The sequence below is a fragment of the Croceimicrobium hydrocarbonivorans genome, assembly GCF_014524565.1.
GTDB classification, from domain to species: domain Bacteria; phylum Bacteroidota; class Bacteroidia; order Flavobacteriales; family Schleiferiaceae; genus Croceimicrobium; species Croceimicrobium hydrocarbonivorans.
In genome coordinates, this window is record NZ_CP060139.1 from 3,172,603 (window position 1) to 3,187,554 (window position 14,952).

Genomic DNA, 14,952 nt, shown 5'->3' on the forward strand with positions numbered 1-14,952 from the left:
TTTATCTGCCTATAGCTGTTTTCCCAAACTGGGATTAAGTCCTAAATTTGGGATAAGTCAGCGTCTATGTCTTTGATGAGAATTTTTTTGGTAGAGGATAGCATCCCCTATGCCAAGCTTTTAATGCACCACTTGGGCTTAAATCCCGATAATGAGGTGGAGCACTTTAGTGACGCGGCTTCTTTTCTAAAGCAATTGCACAAGGTTCCGGATTGTATTTTACTGGATTATTCTTTGCCCGATTTAAGCGGAATTGACGTTTTAAAACGCATAAAATCACAGCATTCCGATTTGCCAGTTTTGATTGTCTCTGGTCAGGAAGATGTGGGTACCGCGGTAGATCTCCTGCGTGAAGGTGCCTATGATTATATCGTTAAGGACGTAAATGCCAAGGATCGTATTTGGAAAGCCTTGAATAATATTCGCGAGAATGCTCGACTCCGCAAGGAGATTGATGTGCTTCGCGAAGAGGTAAATCTCAAATACGATTTCAGCAATATCATTGGCGGTAGTCCGGGATTAAAAAAGGTTTTTAAGCTGATTGAAAAAGCGGCTCAAACCAATATCACTGTTTCCATAACAGGTGAAACTGGTACGGGTAAAGAATTGGTAGCCAAGGCTATTCACTATAATTCTAAATTTCGCCGCAAACCTTTGGTGTCAATCAATATTGCCGCTATTCCCAGTGAATTGCTGGAAAGCGAATTGTTTGGACATGAGAAAGGGGCCTTTACAGGCGCTGTATCCAAGCGCATAGGAAAGTTTGAGGAGGCCGATGGTGGAACCATATTTCTGGATGAGATCGGGGAGATGGATGTGAACCTGCAAGCCAAGCTTTTAAGAGTATTGCAGGAGAAGGAAGTAACACGATTGGGAAGCAATAAAGCGGTCAAAATCAATACACGCATTTTGGTGGCTACCCATCGAGATTTGAAAGAGGAAGTGCGTATTGGTAATTTCCGCGAGGACCTTTATTATCGATTACTGGGCTTACCCATTCACCTGCCTCCCTTGCGTGAGCGCGGAGGTGATATTATGATGTTAGCCAAGCATTTCTTGCAGGACTTTTGCCGTGAGAATGATTTTGGTGATATACGCATCAGCCCTGAGGCGCAACAAAGATTATTATCTTATCCCTGGCCTGGAAATGTGCGAGAATTAAAAGCGATAATGGAGCTGGCTGCAGTACTTTGCGATAGTGGAGTAATTGAGGAAAAAGACTTGAATTTTAACTCTGTTACTGATGAAATGGATACCTTAGTATCGGAGGGATTAAGTCTAAAGGAGTACAACCGTAGATTGATTGAACACTATCTGCGGAAAAATGACAATAATGTGGTGGAAGTGGCTAAGCGCCTGGATATTGGTAAAAGCACCCTCTACCGAATGATCAAGAATAAGGAAATCAACATAAACTAAATTCATTCTCATGTCAGACAAAGTCTATGATCTCTCCCAACTCGAGGAACTGGGCGGCGGTGATGCAGAATTCGTAGCCATGATGGTGGCTACCTTCTTAGAACATACCCCTGGTCAGTTAGACGAGATGAAGAATGCCCACAGTAGTGGTGATTTGGCCACTTTGGGAGCTATTGCCCACAAGATCAAGCCTAATGTAGATATGTTCGGAATTAATGCCATTACCCAGGATATTCGGGACCTGGAGCAAATGGGTAAAGAGGGCATTAATAATGACGAAACTCGCGCTAAGCTTCAAAGAGTGGATCAGGAACTTCAAATTGCTTTCGAACAATTAAAGCAATTTTAGATGGAGGCCAATAAACGAGAAGAAATTTTGGTGATCGATGACCAACCGATCATGCTCAAGCTTTTGGAGCAAATTCTCAAGGATCGTTACGATGTGGTGGCCCTGGAGAATGGTAAAGAAGCCCTAGAGTGGATGTATTCCGGAAACATTCCGGATTTGGTGGTTGCCGATCTCAATATGCCAGAAATCGACGGATTCGAATACATTCAGCGTATTCGCGAAAGCGGTTTCTTTTACGATGTTCCTTTAATTGTACTTTCTGGAGAAGAGAGTAGCTCTGAACGTATTAAGTGTCTGAAATTAGGGGCCAATGATTATTTGATCAAGCCTTTTAACCCGGAGGAATTACGTCTCCGAATTGATAACTTAATTCGACTGAAAGGGTGAAAAACGTTATATACATTGGCGATCTGGATGAGGTTGAAGCCATCCTCACTGCGAAGTTCGGCGATCGACTTAAAGCCGTGCGCAATGTGGTAGGTTTTTACAATCAGTTGGATGATTTAGACGAAGTTGAATTGGTGGTTTCCGAAACCAAGCTCAAAGGTTTAAGAGGGGATGAAATCTTTGAACGTTATTCGGGGCTCTTGAATGAAAAAGGCATCCCCTTTATTCTGGTGGGAAATCGCTTATCCCAAAAAGTGCGCGAAAGATACCTGAAGCAGGGTATAATGGAAGTAGCCTGGAATCGCGAGCAGCTGGAAACGGTAATCAATAAGGTTCCTTTCTATCATTCCATGCTCGACTGGCGCTTGCATCAAAAGCGGGAAATGCAAAAAACGGAGTATCGGATTCCGGTGGCCAAACGCATTTTCGACATCGCTGTGGCTGGTACCGCATTATTGCTCTTATCTCCCTTGCTCATTGCAACCGTTATTGCCATCCGACTGGAGTCGAAAGGAAAGGTCTACTACATCTCTAAAAGGGTAGGAACCGGATATCGGGTTTTTGACTTCTACAAGTTGCGATCCATGTACACCGATGCCGATCAACGCCTGAAAGAATTAAAGCATTTAAATCAATACGCTGAGGAGGCGCAAAAAGCTGAGGCTGAAGGTAAAACCAGTATCCCAAAGGAAAAGGCCCATCACAGTTCAGCGCCACAATTGATTAATAAGGATGGTTCGCCCATGACCGAAGAGGAGTACCAGGAACTGCGTCGCAAGCAAGCTGCCGGAACTTTTGTGAAGTTTAAGAATGATCCGCGCATTACCCGAGTAGGACAGATTATCCGTAATACCAGTATTGATGAGCTTCCACAGCTTATCAATGTACTGAAGGGGGATATGTCCATCGTAGGGAACCGACCCTTGCCACTCTACGAAGCGGAGCAATTAACTTCGGATGATTGGAGTCAGCGATTTTTGGCACCAGCTGGAATTACCGGATTATGGCAGGTAGAAAAGCGTGGTGGTGGCAGCATGAGTGAGGAAGAACGCAAAGGTCTGGACAATAAGTACGCTCAGAATTTCAGCTTCTGGAACGACATTCGTTTGATCCTGCGTACCATTCCAGCATTGTTTCAAAAAGAAAATGTTTGATGTTGCGAAAACTGTTTTTGCTACTGGGATTCCTATGCCTGATAAGCCTTACTAATGTTCAGGCCCAAACTTTCGGACGGACCGAGAAAGCAGTCAGTGAAGATTCCTTAATCATTGACCTGGCCGATTATCTGCCTCCTTTAAACTTATTGATTGATTCGGCGGTGGCCAATGCTCCGCAAATTGAATACTATCGCCAAAGACAATTGATGTTCGAATATGAAATCGGCATCGGTCGTAATCAATGGATGGAAGGCGTAAGAGTTTATACCAATTACAACCTGGGAACCAGTGGAGCTAGCGATGGTAATATCTTCATTCAGGGTTTTCAGTATGGTATCAATGCCCAAATTCCCTTGAGTATGTTCTTTGGCCAGAGGGATGCTGGAAAGATGTCCAAGGCAGCAAGTATGGCAGAAGAAGCCCAAAAGCAGCGAACGGTTATTGAGATTGAAACGGAGGTGGAAGAAACTTTCAGCCGACTTTTTATGCTTCGCGATTTGATTAAGGAAGCCACCAATGCAAAAGAATCTGCACAATTCATTTATGAACAGTCAGAAGCCAAGTATATTCGCGGCGAAATTTCGTTGGATGAGCTTGGGCAGAACGCGGACCTTCGCACCAAGTGGGCCACAAATTACATTACCTTAAAAACCCAGTTTTACGACACTTACCGCAGGCTTGAGCGCTTAGTAGGCGTGCCTTTCAGTAAGTTTAATGATAATTAGTCTCAATGACCCTGATCCAGTTTTTTAGACTTCTCAATAGGAACTTAAACTTGTTCCTGCTGTGTTCTATCACACTGGCAGTGGTTACCTCCTTTTTTACCCGCAACCTTCCTAAAACTTACGAAACCCAAACGGAGATCTTTACCGGTATTGCTTCGGGTATTAATGTAGATGCGGTAGACAATGTAAAGGTAGATTTCCTTACCTCGGCTACGGAGTTCGATAACTTGATTAATATTATTAAGTCGCGTGAAACCCTGGAAGAAGTTGGGATGCGACTATTAGTTCAGCATATGATGCTGGATAGTGCGGATCCAGCTTATATCGGACAAGAATATTGGGGCCATTTCCGCTGGAAGATTCCCGATAGCGTGGAGCAGGAGTTGCTGGTACCCTATAGCGTCGATTCTACGCTCACCAATCTGTACCGCTACAAAGAATTGCATTGGGATGATGATCGCGTAAAGTCCACCTTTGAAGGAGGGGATTCCCCTTATAGTTGGAAGCGTATTTCTTCCATTGGCGTTAGTCGGGTACAAAGCTCCGACCTCTTGCGGATTTACTATTCTTATCAAGATCCGGGCATCGCTCAAAATACCTTGTTGATTCTGAATGAGGTTTTTATGAGTAAAATGGCCCTCATCAAATCAGAGCAAAGCGCCAGTGTGGTTGGCTATTTTGAAGAAAAGGTTAATGAGGCCGCTCGAGCGCTGGCTGCGGCAGAAGAGCATTTACAGGAATTTCGGATTGTAAACCGCGTAATCAACTACCAGGAGCAAACTCGTTCTTTAACTATCGAGAAGGAACGAATGGAGGATGAGTACCAGGCGGAGATTGCAAAACAGCAAGCTGCCATGGCGGCCCTTCGGAAACTGGAGGAGCAATTGGCGCTCAACAATATTATGGTGCAATTGGGGAATGATATCCTCAATAAGAAGCAGGAATTAATTGATATGCGCTCCAAAATTGCGGAGCTCGAAACTTATTTGAACGATGCTGACCTGCTTCGAAAATTGCGGGCTAAAGCAATGCATATAGAAGAGGAAGTTCGCAATATGCTGGCTACTCGCTATGCTTATAGTCGCACCACCGAAGGTATTCCGGTTTCGACCATTATTAGTGCTTGGCTGGATGCATCTTTGGCTTTGGATGCCGCCAATGCCAGGGTAGAGGTATTCTTAAAGCGGAAGCAATACTTCCGGGAGCAGTACGATAAATACGCCCCCTTGGGTTCCAAGTTTGCGCGCTTAGAACGTGATATCGATATTAAAGAAGCTAACTACCTCGAATTATTGAATAGCTTGAACCAGGCTCTTTTACGCCAAAGGGGAGAGATGGTTTCCAGTGGCGGTCAGGTAGTAACGCAACCACCGCCCTTCCCGCATGATCCTAATCCCAGCAAGGTCGCAATGTTGATTATGGTGGGTGCCATTATGGGATTTGTTGTGCCATTCCTTTTTGTGGTAATGAAGGAGTTATTAGACTCTACCATTCGTACCCCGGAACGCGGTGAGGAGCAAACCAAGATGAAGCTGATTGGTGCTTATCCGGATCTTACGGCACGCAGTGAAGTGAAGAATGTAGACTTCGAATGGTTACATGAAAAGTCGGCGGCCTTAGTAGTGCAAAACCTTCGTTTGGAAGCCAAGGGTAAGGGATCCCGACAAATGGCCAAGAATATTCTGGTATTCAGTACCCGAGAGGGAGATGGGAAACAACTTTGTACGCATGTAATGGCCAATGAACTGGTAAGCCTAAACTTTAGGGTATTGGTTATGGGCCCCAAGGAATTGCCCAAAGGCGAAACTCCTTATTACGACTATATCACCTATAAGAATGATAAGGATTTTGTGAACGCAGAGCATATTACGGAGCTCATTCCCATGGGTTTTGATCCAATGCTTTACGACTACGTATTCCTGGTTCTGGGAGCCGTACTAACCAATCCTTATCCGCTCAATTTATTGGATCAGTTTAATGTTTCCATCTGTGTTACCGGGGCTTTCAGAAACTGGAACCGTGCCGATGCCACTGCTTTGGAAGAGTTTTCTGATACCTTAGGATTCCAACCTCGTTTGCTTTTAAATGGGGTAGAACCGGATTATATGAGTTCAGTGCTGGGTGAGATTGCCAAGGATCGCAGTTGGTTGCGTCGCTTTATTAAAGGAATCTTGAGCCTGCAGCTAAAGACCGGAGCTTTTGGGAGAGGGAAAAAGCGTGATACCCGCCAGGTAAAAGGTAGGCTTTAAGCTATTTAAAGATTTTATGCTTACGCTCTTCAGGGATGCGATACACACCATCTTCATCCCAGTATTTCATGGTGAAAACAAAGGTGAGTGGAATCAAAACGGTAAAGTTTACCGGAATCTGGTTGAGAATCTCATTACCATAAGAAGCCGCCAAAATACCAGCAAAATTGGCTAATGCCGCCATGGCATAATAGCGTTTTTCTCGATTCTTATAATTCCAACAGAGCCAACTGCCATAGACCAGCAGAAAGATCCAGGTATACACATAAATGGTGTAGCCAAATACTCCGGTTTCGGCTCTTACCCTGGTGTAGAGGCCATCGGTGGGGAAATTGGCCATCCAAGTCCAAGGTGTAAAACGCTGCCCCCAAAAACCTGCACTACCCACACCGGTACCCAGAGGTTTGTCCGCCAAATAAGCCCTCAGCATTTTTCGGTTTTGTACCCGCACATTTAAGGAGGCATCATTGGGGTCGAGGGCGGATCGAAGGCGCTGTATATCGTAGTTCCCCGAACCAATATTAGTGTACTTTAAAAAGACAAAACCAAAAAGCATTACCGAAGCGCCAAAGATGAGAAGTCGCTTGTTCTTGATTAGGATAAGGTATAAGACCCCTCCAGCTCCCGGTACGGCTAGGGCACCACGAGTACCACTAATCAACATGGCATAAAGGGCAAAAACGGCGATCAGGCCATAGATGATTCGCTTGCGCAAGGAAAAGGGACCCAAAGCCAATATGCCACAGAAAACGGTAACCGATCCCATGGCGGGGCCGTAAATACCAGCATCGGTATAAAAGGAGAAGATCCTCAGTTTGCCAAAAAGCAGGTGGGTAACATAAGCCCCCGACATCAGCCAGCGGTTTTCGAAGGGATCGAGGCCGAAAACTTTTTGTTTTAAGCCCCAAGCAATACCAATAACGGAGAAAATTAACCAGACTCTTAAAAAGGTTTTGAAGTCCTTTTTATCCCGAAAGAGAACAAAGGCAATTACTACCATTAGCATCTGGTAGAGGGATAAGCCCCGCATGGCGTAGAACCAGGCTGGCACCGATAAAGCCATAGGATTAGCCAATTGCAGCACTACAAAGCCCATCCAGGCGATCATCAAAAGTGAAAAGATGTGATTCCAGCCCGAGAAGTCGACCTTCTGCCAGTCACGCAGAATGAGAAATATTAAGGTGAGAACTAGCGATATGTCCACTCCCAAACCCAATGGAATATTTCCCGGTACATATCGCCCAACCGTAGGAATAAGAAAGGCAATTATAAAAGCGGTATAAAGACCAATCTTCGGGTTTTTGGCGAAATAGTAGACATAGACCAAAACCAGGGGTAAGGCCATGATGCCAATGGCAGCGACAATCCCTCCTTTCGACAGAATATAGCCCCCGGCTATTCCAAATAGAATCGCAAAGAGGTATTTTAAGTATTGCTGATATTTAGTGGGGACAACAAGTCGCATAGGCTTTAAATGCCATCCAGGCTATCGCTCACCGAAGATGCGGATTCCTGATCCTTTAAAAATACAGGACTTTCCTTGTTTTCCAGAAGCTTTTCAAAATTGGCATCTAGGTCTAAGATCTTCATAAACTCAGCCTTATCGGTTTCGAAGTAGAGAAAATCAAATAATACCACCGAGCCATAAAGAGAACGCCCTTGCTTCGTGAAGTTCTTAGGCACCCCTTCCACATCATTAAAAACTACGTGTAGGGAGCAAAGGTGGAAGCGCAGCAAAAGAGGGTCATCACCTTTCTGTACGGTTAAAACCAAATTCCTGTCGAACTCTGGTTTTACAATGGTAGTTTGCTTAATCTCCTCCAGTATATCTTCTTCATTCACATTCGTAAGGGAGCGGCCCTCCAAAGAACGAATGCGCAGCACATAGGCTTCATTGCTGTCTTGGGCATTGAAATAATTCAGAGCATTGCGTAAATCACGATAGTAAACAATCCAGAAATAAGCAGAAGTGTATTCTTTCCAGCCCTTTCGACGATTAGGATAGCGATAAGCACCATCCTGAAAAACCTTAACCAAGCAGATAAGGGTATCCGTACCATACTTGATTTTATAGGCTTTGAGTTCTTTGATATTATCAATGCCCAGGGCATTTTCATTGTCTTCGTAAAAAGCTTTATTGCGAGAAATGCCAATTACAGGTATGGTATTTTCTTTAGAAAGCCACTGGCCATCACGGCTATAGCTCCATCCATCAATAGAATCGGAAATACTGAAATAGGGAATGCTTTCGAAAATCGGAAGGTTTCGGTTTTCACGTTCCTGGGCCAGCAACAGTAGGGGTAGAAAAAATGCAATCAGAAATGCGCGCATAGCTTGGAGCTTATCACAAATTTAAATTTCTCAATTGCTTGTTTTAGGCCCTAATTCAAATTATTTTTACGCAATAGCTAACAATTCCCAGTGCAGCAAGCAAAAGTTTCTTTTCTGACCGTAAACTACAAGCAATCAGCAGTTACGCTCGATTTAGTGAGCTCTTTAGAAAAGATGACTTATTCGAATTGGGAATGTATTGTGGTAGATAATGCGAGCGAGTCTCAAGAATTAGAGCAAGCTTTATCCGAAAAGCCACAATTTAAATGCCTTAGATCGACAGAAAATCTAGGTTTTGCCGGTGGTAATAATTTAGGCCTCCCTCTTTGCGATGGGGACTATATATTCCTGATTAATAATGATACCGAGGTTCCGGAAAATTTCTTGGAGCCCATTCTAGAATTCGCTTCAGGCCTGGATAATTTGGGAGCACTTAGCCCGATGATTCGCTACTTTGATGAACCACAGAAAATCCAATTTGCTGGTTGCACGGAGATGAATAAAATCACCCTTCGTAATTCAGGAATAGGGGATGGTGAATTGGATGAAGGACAGTATACCAAAGCTTATCCCGTACCTTTTTGCCATGGGGCCGCTATGATGGTACCGCGAGCAGTGATCGATAAAGTAGGGGAGATGCGCGATGATTATTTTCTCTACTATGAGGAGCTGGATTGGTGCGAAAGAATTAGGCAAGCGGGCTACGAAAATTGGTATTGCGGCTACTCATTTCTCTGGCATAAAGAGTCGGTATCTACCGGAAGAAACAGCCCCCTGAAAACCTATTACCTCACCCGAAACCGACTCTTATTTGCGCGTCGGAATTATGCTGCCTTCACCCAGCTGTTAAATTACCTCTACTTTGGATTGGTGGCCCTTCCAAAAAATTTAATCAGCTTTGGATTGAGAAAGGAATTTGAACAAGCCCGTGCCTTTTGGCGAGGCTATGTATATAATTTAACCCACAAAGCAAGCGATAGTGCGGATAGGTATTGAAGCCCAAAGGATCTTTCGAGAAAAGAAACACGGAATGGATTTCGTGGTGCTGGAATTGATCCGGGAACTGCAACATATTGACCAGGAAAACGAGTACTTCATTTTTGTGAATGAGGGGCCCGACAACCAGGTTATTCAGGAAAGTTCCAATTTTAAGATTATTGAATTTGGAGGATCCTATCCCATTTGGGAGCAAATTAAGCTTCCGCGGATGGCCAAGAAGTACCAGCTGGATATTTTGCACTGCACCTCCAATACCGCACCGGTATTTTGTCCGGTACCCCTGGTGGTAACCATCCATGATATCATTTATATGGAGGTGAAAAATGTGATGGGCAAGGGTTATACCCCCTATCAACTTTTTGGGAACCTCTATCGGAAGGCGGTGGTGAGCCGACTCGTAAACCGAGCGCGGAAGATTATTACCGTTTCCAATTATGAACGCCAAACCATCCATAATTACTTTAAAGATTTACCTACCGAAAATCTAATTGCGGTGTACAATGGTGTGAGCAAACACTTCAAGCCGGTAGAAGATGAAAAGGAATTGGAGCGCATCACCCAGAAATATCAATTGCCAGATAATTATGTGCTCTTTTTAGGGAATACCGACCCCAAAAAGAACACCGCCAATACCCTAGTGGCTTTCGCTGAATATTGTCATCGCTATGGTCATGACTATAAACTGATGGTTGGCGACTTAGACCGAGAGGTAATCCGCAAACATCTGCAGGAAGCAGGCTTGGAAGCCGAATTGGATCAGATTCAAAACACAGGCTATATACCCAATGCAGAGATGCCCGCCTTAATTAGCAAGGCCAAAGTGTTTCTCTATCCCAGCTTACGCGAAAGTTTTGGAATTCCGCTTTTGGAAGCCATGGCTTGTGCAACTCCGGTATTAAGTGGTCAAACCTCCAGCTTACCAGAAGTCGCAGCAGATGCGGCCTTATTAGTGGATGTTACTAAGCCCGAAAATATTACCGAAGGACTGCATCAATTGATCAGCGATTCGACCCTAAGTCAAAGTCTGGTAGAAAAGGGCTTGCAACGCAGTAAATCTTTCAGTTGGGAGAATACTGCGCGTGAGACCTTAAGAGTATACACCCAACTAATGGACGCGCATGCCTAATTTCATTCCATCAAAAGCCGTTCAGAAACTGGTTCAATATCTATCCTTGGATATTGATAGTATCCGTCCGGATGATTGGATAAAACGTCGAGCTGAATTAGCACGTTTTCAAGCCGAAAAGCCTGATTACAGCATTGTAATGATTGCGCGAAATGAGGAGCGTTACCTCTTTGCTTCTTTGGCTAGTATTGGGGAGCAAAAAACCGATAAGTCGGTAGAGCTCATTCTAGTGAATAACGGTTCTAGTGATCGTACTAAAGAAATAGCCGAGCGCTTGGGAGTTAAAGTGATGGACGAAATGCAAGCTGGTTGGGCAGAGGCGCGTCAGGCTGGATTGAATGCCGCCAAAGGAAAAATTATTCTTAGTGCGGATGGCGACAATCTCTATAATCCGGATTGGGTAGATCAGATGCTCAGCCATTTTAAGGATCCGGAAGTGGTGATGGCCTGCAGCCAATACAGTTTCTACACCTTCGATAATCGCTATCCACTGGATTTACAGCTTTATCAGAACCTTCGCTGGGTGAATTCGAAAATGCGGCATTCTAAACGACCTCATTTAAATTGCCTGGGTGGTAGCTTAGCCTATAGGGCCGATATTGCTCGTGAAATTGGCGGTTTTACCATGGGCGTAGGTAGGGGCGAAGATGGGGATCTAGCCTTTCGAATGCAGGATAAAGGGAAGATCATTTTTGATGATAGTCGCGAAGCATTCTCTCATTCCTCTTTACGAAATGTATTGATCGATGAATCCTTATTCAAAACTCTGACACAACGCCTTAGCACCCATTTGAAGCGGATTCCGCAATATTTAAGTAAGCAGAAACAATGATTATAGAACTACTCTTTTGGTTAGCCCTGGCCTTGGTATTCTACACCTATTTGGGCTATGGAATCCTGCTCTTTATCTTGGTTCGCATTAAAAGGATCTTTGTAAAAGAAAAGGCTTTTGACAGCAGCTTTGAGCCCGAAGTTACCCTGGTGATTCCGGCCTATAATGAGCAAGATTATATTGCCGATAAGGCCCAAAATAGCCTGGAACTGGATTATCCAAAAGACAAGCTGCGGATTCTTTTTATTACGGATGGTTCTACGGACAATACTCCCAAAATTTTAGAAGGCATAGAAGGCGTTGAGGTGACGCATGAGAATATTCGCGCGGGAAAATCTGCAGCGGAGAATCGTGCTATGACTTTGGTAAACACGCCCATCGTGGTTTTTTGCGATGCCAATACCTATCTCAATCCGGCTTGTATCCGCAATTTGGTACGTCATTATACCGATCCTAAAGTTGGAGCCGTAAGTGGCGAAAAACGGGTACTTAGCAAAGGAGCAGATACGGCCAGTGCTGCCGGTGAAGGCCTTTATTGGAAGTACGAATCGACCCTTAAAAAATGGGATAGTGAGCTCTATACCATTGTTGGCGCGGCCGGTGAGTTAATTTCCTTCCGTAGCGAATTAGTGCAAGATTTGGAAGCAGATACCATTCTGGATGATTTTGTCCAAACCATGCGTATCTGTCAACAAGGATATCGAGTTAAGTATGAACCCGAATCCTTTGCAGCCGAAACCGCTAGCGATAATGTAAAGGAAGAACTAAAGCGTAAGGTTCGGATCGCCGCCGGAGGTTGGCAATCCATGGCACGCTTGTTACCCATTCTGATTCCTATTCCCAATCCGGTATTAACATTTCAGTACATTTCGCATCGGGTATTGCGCTGGTCCATATCGGCCTTAGCCTTACCATTGATCTTTGTTCTGAATTATTTTCTCATTGAGCTTGGTCCTCTTTATGAGTATCTCTTTTATGCTCAGATAGCCTTTTACTTATTAGCCTTATTAGGATGGTTCCTCGAGAATAGAGCGATAAGAGTGAAAGCGCTTTTTGTGCCCTATTATTTCTTAATGATGAACTATGCCGTTTTTGCGGGCTTCTTCCGTTGGTTAAAAGGTTCACAAAAGGCAACTTGGGAGAGGGCTAAAAGGGCTAAGGCCTGATGCGGACCTTCATTTATATCGGTCTCTTAAGTTTGAGCCTTATCTCCTGTGGAGAGGCCGTGAATGAACAAAAAGACCTGGCTGCGGTAGCCGGATCTTACTATGGGGTTTTAAGCCTAAATCCGGAAACAGAGATTGATTTAAAATTGGAGTTAAGCTCTAATGGTTTCTATAAAATTGTGCATCCCAGTTTAATGGGCTCAGATCAATTGGTGCGCGAAAGTGGCGTATTTATGGTCAAAGGTGATGAGGTGGAATTAGCCCGATTACAGAAGGGATTTCGCTACTTTAAGAAAATGGGAGATCAGTTGTTTGTCTACAATCTCTTTCATCAGCCTTATACCAGTTTCTCCGACTCAGCATTTTATCTGCAGCCTGATACCGATGCTAAAGCATTTTAAATTTGATTGATAAGCGAATACAATTCTTAAAGGCCCTTCAGGCGAAAGCCGAAAAAGACCTAAAGAAATTAAAAATTAAAAGCCGCAACCAAAGTTGGCTGCGCGCCTCAGTGATTATTGCCCTTTTATTGCTTAGCTATTTTGCCATGCAGGGCGAAGGAAAGCCAGATTGGTTTTGGGCTTGGTTACCAGGCTTGGCTCTATTTTTAGGGATAGTTCGAAGTCATGCTCAAACCCGCGAAAATTTAAAGTTTACCGATTCATTGTTGGCCATGGCACAGGAAGAATTGGCAGCCCTTAATGGGAAGCGAATTCGTCCTGCTTTTGATTTTAAAGCACCCGCTCAGCATGCCTATGCCCGTGAACTGGATTTCTTCGGCGAAGGTTCCTTACATCATCATATTAGTAGAGCGAAAACCAGCCCCGGAGCCACTGCTCTGGCTGAGGAAATGTTAGAGCCCGACTGGCAAAATTGGCAATCCCGTCAAGCCTTTTTTAGCGAGCTGGAAGCGGATGCAGAGTGGCTGATGGAATACCGCGCCCTTAACAATGGGGTGGAGGATAAAGCTGGACTAAAGGAACAATTGGAAGCCTGGTCGAAGTCAGGTTTTAGTGCCTTCCCCCAATGGTTCTATTTGCCGATGGGGATTGGTTTGGCAGCACTCTGGTTTTTCTTGATTCGCTTTGCTCTAGAAAGCACCGTGTCAAACTTTTATCCCTTGCTCTATAGTGCCGTATTTAACTTGATTTTGCTTTCAAGCCGTAGCAAAGTTTTACGTGAACAGCAGCTTAAATTGGGCCGGGTAAGTGAAATTTTATCCGGCTTTAGCCAAATGCTCTTAAAGCTGGAGGCGCGGGATTTAGAAACGGATTTCGGAAAGGCTTTTAAGGCGCAATATGATTTAAATAGAGGGGTGGGCAAAAAATGGCAGCAACTGTCGGAATTGCTAAATAGCCTCGATCAAGCGGCTAATGCTATTGCTTTGGTAGTGCTCAACTCCTTATTTCTCTACCACCTTTTTCGTTTAAAAGCGCTTGAAAACTGGCATCGTAAACATGCCTCCAGTCTGGGCCAATGGTTAGAGGGAATCTATAAAATGGAAGCCTATTTAAGTTTGGCCAATTATCAGGCGAACCACCCTGATTTTTGTTATCCAGAACTTAAAGAGGAATTGAAACTGAGCATAAAGTCTCTGGCGCATCCTTTAATCCCAGCCCAGCAAAGGGTAGCCAATGACTTTGAAATGACCGGTCCCAAATACATTATTCTTACGGGTAGCAATATGAGTGGGAAGAGCACCTTCTTGCGCAGTTTAGGGGTCAACCTAATTTTGGCACAGATGGGAACCAAGGTTTGTGCAGAGCGCTTCCAGGCTTATCCCTTTCAATTGCTTTCGAGCATGAACCCTCAGGATGATTTGCGCAATGAAACCAGTTATTTCCAAGCCGAGATTTTACGTTTACGTGCCCTCTTAGATCGCTTGAATACCGAGCGTTATTCCTTCTTTTTACTAGATGAAATTTTACGGGGCACCAATTCAAATGACAAGCAAAATGGTACCCGTGGACTATTGCGCCAGATAGAAGGCCGTGAAGCCTGGGGGATAATTGCCACCCATGATGTAGATATAGCACATCTTGCGGATACTAATCCGAATTTTAGAGCGGCATTTTTCGAATCCAGAGTGGAGGGTGAAGAGCTGTTGTTCGACTATAAATTACGAGAAGGGATTTGTAAAACTCCCAATGCCAGTCTTTTAATGCGCCGTTATGGCTTAATTGATGAAGAACAGGCTTAGCGAAAAAGCTAA

The 14,952-nt window shown here is 44.3% G+C and carries 14 protein-coding genes; 12 read left to right on the forward strand and 2 right to left on the reverse strand.

Translation table 11 applies throughout. The annotated features are described in order from the left end of the window. The first annotated feature begins 66 nt into the window (after positions 1-66). The 6 genes from H4K34_RS14335 to H4K34_RS14360 are packed head-to-tail and all read left to right on the forward strand — an operon-like array spanning position 67 to position 6,286. A complete protein-coding gene (locus H4K34_RS14335; protein WP_210758079.1) occupies positions 67-1,419 on the forward strand; it encodes a sigma-54-dependent transcriptional regulator in 1,353 nt (450 codons plus the stop codon). 10 nt (positions 1,420-1,429) lie between these two features. Continuing rightward, a complete protein-coding gene (locus H4K34_RS14340; RefSeq protein ID WP_210758080.1) occupies positions 1,430-1,768 on the forward strand; it encodes an Hpt domain-containing protein in 339 nt (112 codons plus the stop codon). Then, complete coding sequence (locus H4K34_RS14345) at positions 1,769-2,155, forward strand: response regulator (RefSeq protein WP_210758081.1); 387 nt, start codon at positions 1,769-1,771, stop codon at positions 2,153-2,155. Further along, positions 2,152-3,309 (forward strand): sugar transferase, encoded by a 1,158-nt coding sequence (locus tag H4K34_RS14350; protein ID WP_281384590.1) that lies wholly within the window; start codon positions 2,152-2,154, stop codon positions 3,307-3,309. The genes H4K34_RS14345 and H4K34_RS14350 overlap by 4 nt, the downstream gene beginning before the upstream one ends. Continuing rightward, positions 3,309-4,037: a TolC family protein gene (locus H4K34_RS14355; protein ID WP_210758082.1), complete on the forward strand. Its 729-nt coding sequence runs from the start codon at positions 3,309-3,311 to the stop codon at positions 4,035-4,037. Before H4K34_RS14350 ends, H4K34_RS14355 begins: the two co-directional genes overlap by 1 nt. A 50-nt stretch (positions 4,038-4,087) precedes the next feature. Then, positions 4,088-6,286 (forward strand): GumC family protein, encoded by a 2,199-nt coding sequence (locus H4K34_RS14360; RefSeq protein ID WP_210758083.1) that lies wholly within the window; start codon positions 4,088-4,090, stop codon positions 6,284-6,286. 1 nt (position 6,287) lies between these two features. On the opposite strand, the gene H4K34_RS14365 is transcribed toward H4K34_RS14360, so the two are convergent. Together H4K34_RS14365 and H4K34_RS14370 are read right to left on the reverse strand one after the other, a co-directional pair. Continuing rightward, complete coding sequence (locus H4K34_RS14365; RefSeq protein WP_210758084.1) at positions 6,288-7,751, reverse strand: O-antigen ligase family protein; 1,464 nt, start codon at positions 7,749-7,751, stop codon at positions 6,288-6,290. Between the two features lie 5 nt (positions 7,752-7,756). Then, complete coding sequence (locus H4K34_RS14370; RefSeq protein WP_210758085.1) at positions 7,757-8,617, reverse strand: hypothetical protein; 861 nt, start codon at positions 8,615-8,617, stop codon at positions 7,757-7,759. A gap of 90 nt (positions 8,618-8,707) precedes the next feature. On the opposite strand from H4K34_RS14370, the gene H4K34_RS14375 reads away from it, so the two are divergent. The 6 genes from H4K34_RS14375 to H4K34_RS14400 are packed head-to-tail and all read left to right on the forward strand — an operon-like array spanning position 8,708 to position 14,940. Continuing rightward, on the forward strand, positions 8,708-9,613 hold the full coding sequence (locus H4K34_RS14375) for a glycosyltransferase family 2 protein (protein WP_210758086.1): 906 nt from the start codon (positions 8,708-8,710) through the stop codon (positions 9,611-9,613). After that, complete coding sequence (locus tag H4K34_RS14380) at positions 9,597-10,742, forward strand: glycosyltransferase family 4 protein (RefSeq protein ID WP_210758087.1); 1,146 nt, start codon at positions 9,597-9,599, stop codon at positions 10,740-10,742. The genes H4K34_RS14375 and H4K34_RS14380 overlap by 17 nt, the downstream gene beginning before the upstream one ends. Next, positions 10,735-11,574 (forward strand): glycosyltransferase, encoded by an 840-nt coding sequence (locus H4K34_RS14385; RefSeq protein ID WP_210758088.1) that lies wholly within the window; start codon positions 10,735-10,737, stop codon positions 11,572-11,574. The genes H4K34_RS14380 and H4K34_RS14385 overlap by 8 nt, the downstream gene beginning before the upstream one ends. Beyond that, a complete protein-coding gene (locus H4K34_RS14390; protein ID WP_210758089.1) occupies positions 11,571-12,740 on the forward strand; it encodes a glycosyltransferase family 2 protein in 1,170 nt (389 codons plus the stop codon). Before H4K34_RS14385 ends, H4K34_RS14390 begins: the two co-directional genes overlap by 4 nt. Further along, entirely contained in the window at positions 12,740-13,141 is a 402-nt protein-coding gene (locus H4K34_RS14395; protein WP_210758090.1) for a hypothetical protein, read from the forward strand. The genes H4K34_RS14390 and H4K34_RS14395 overlap by 1 nt, the downstream gene beginning before the upstream one ends. A 2-nt stretch (positions 13,142-13,143) precedes the next feature. Next, entirely contained in the window at positions 13,144-14,940 is a 1,797-nt protein-coding gene (locus tag H4K34_RS14400; protein WP_210758091.1) for a MutS-related protein, read from the forward strand. Positions 14,941-14,952 lie beyond the last annotated feature (12 nt).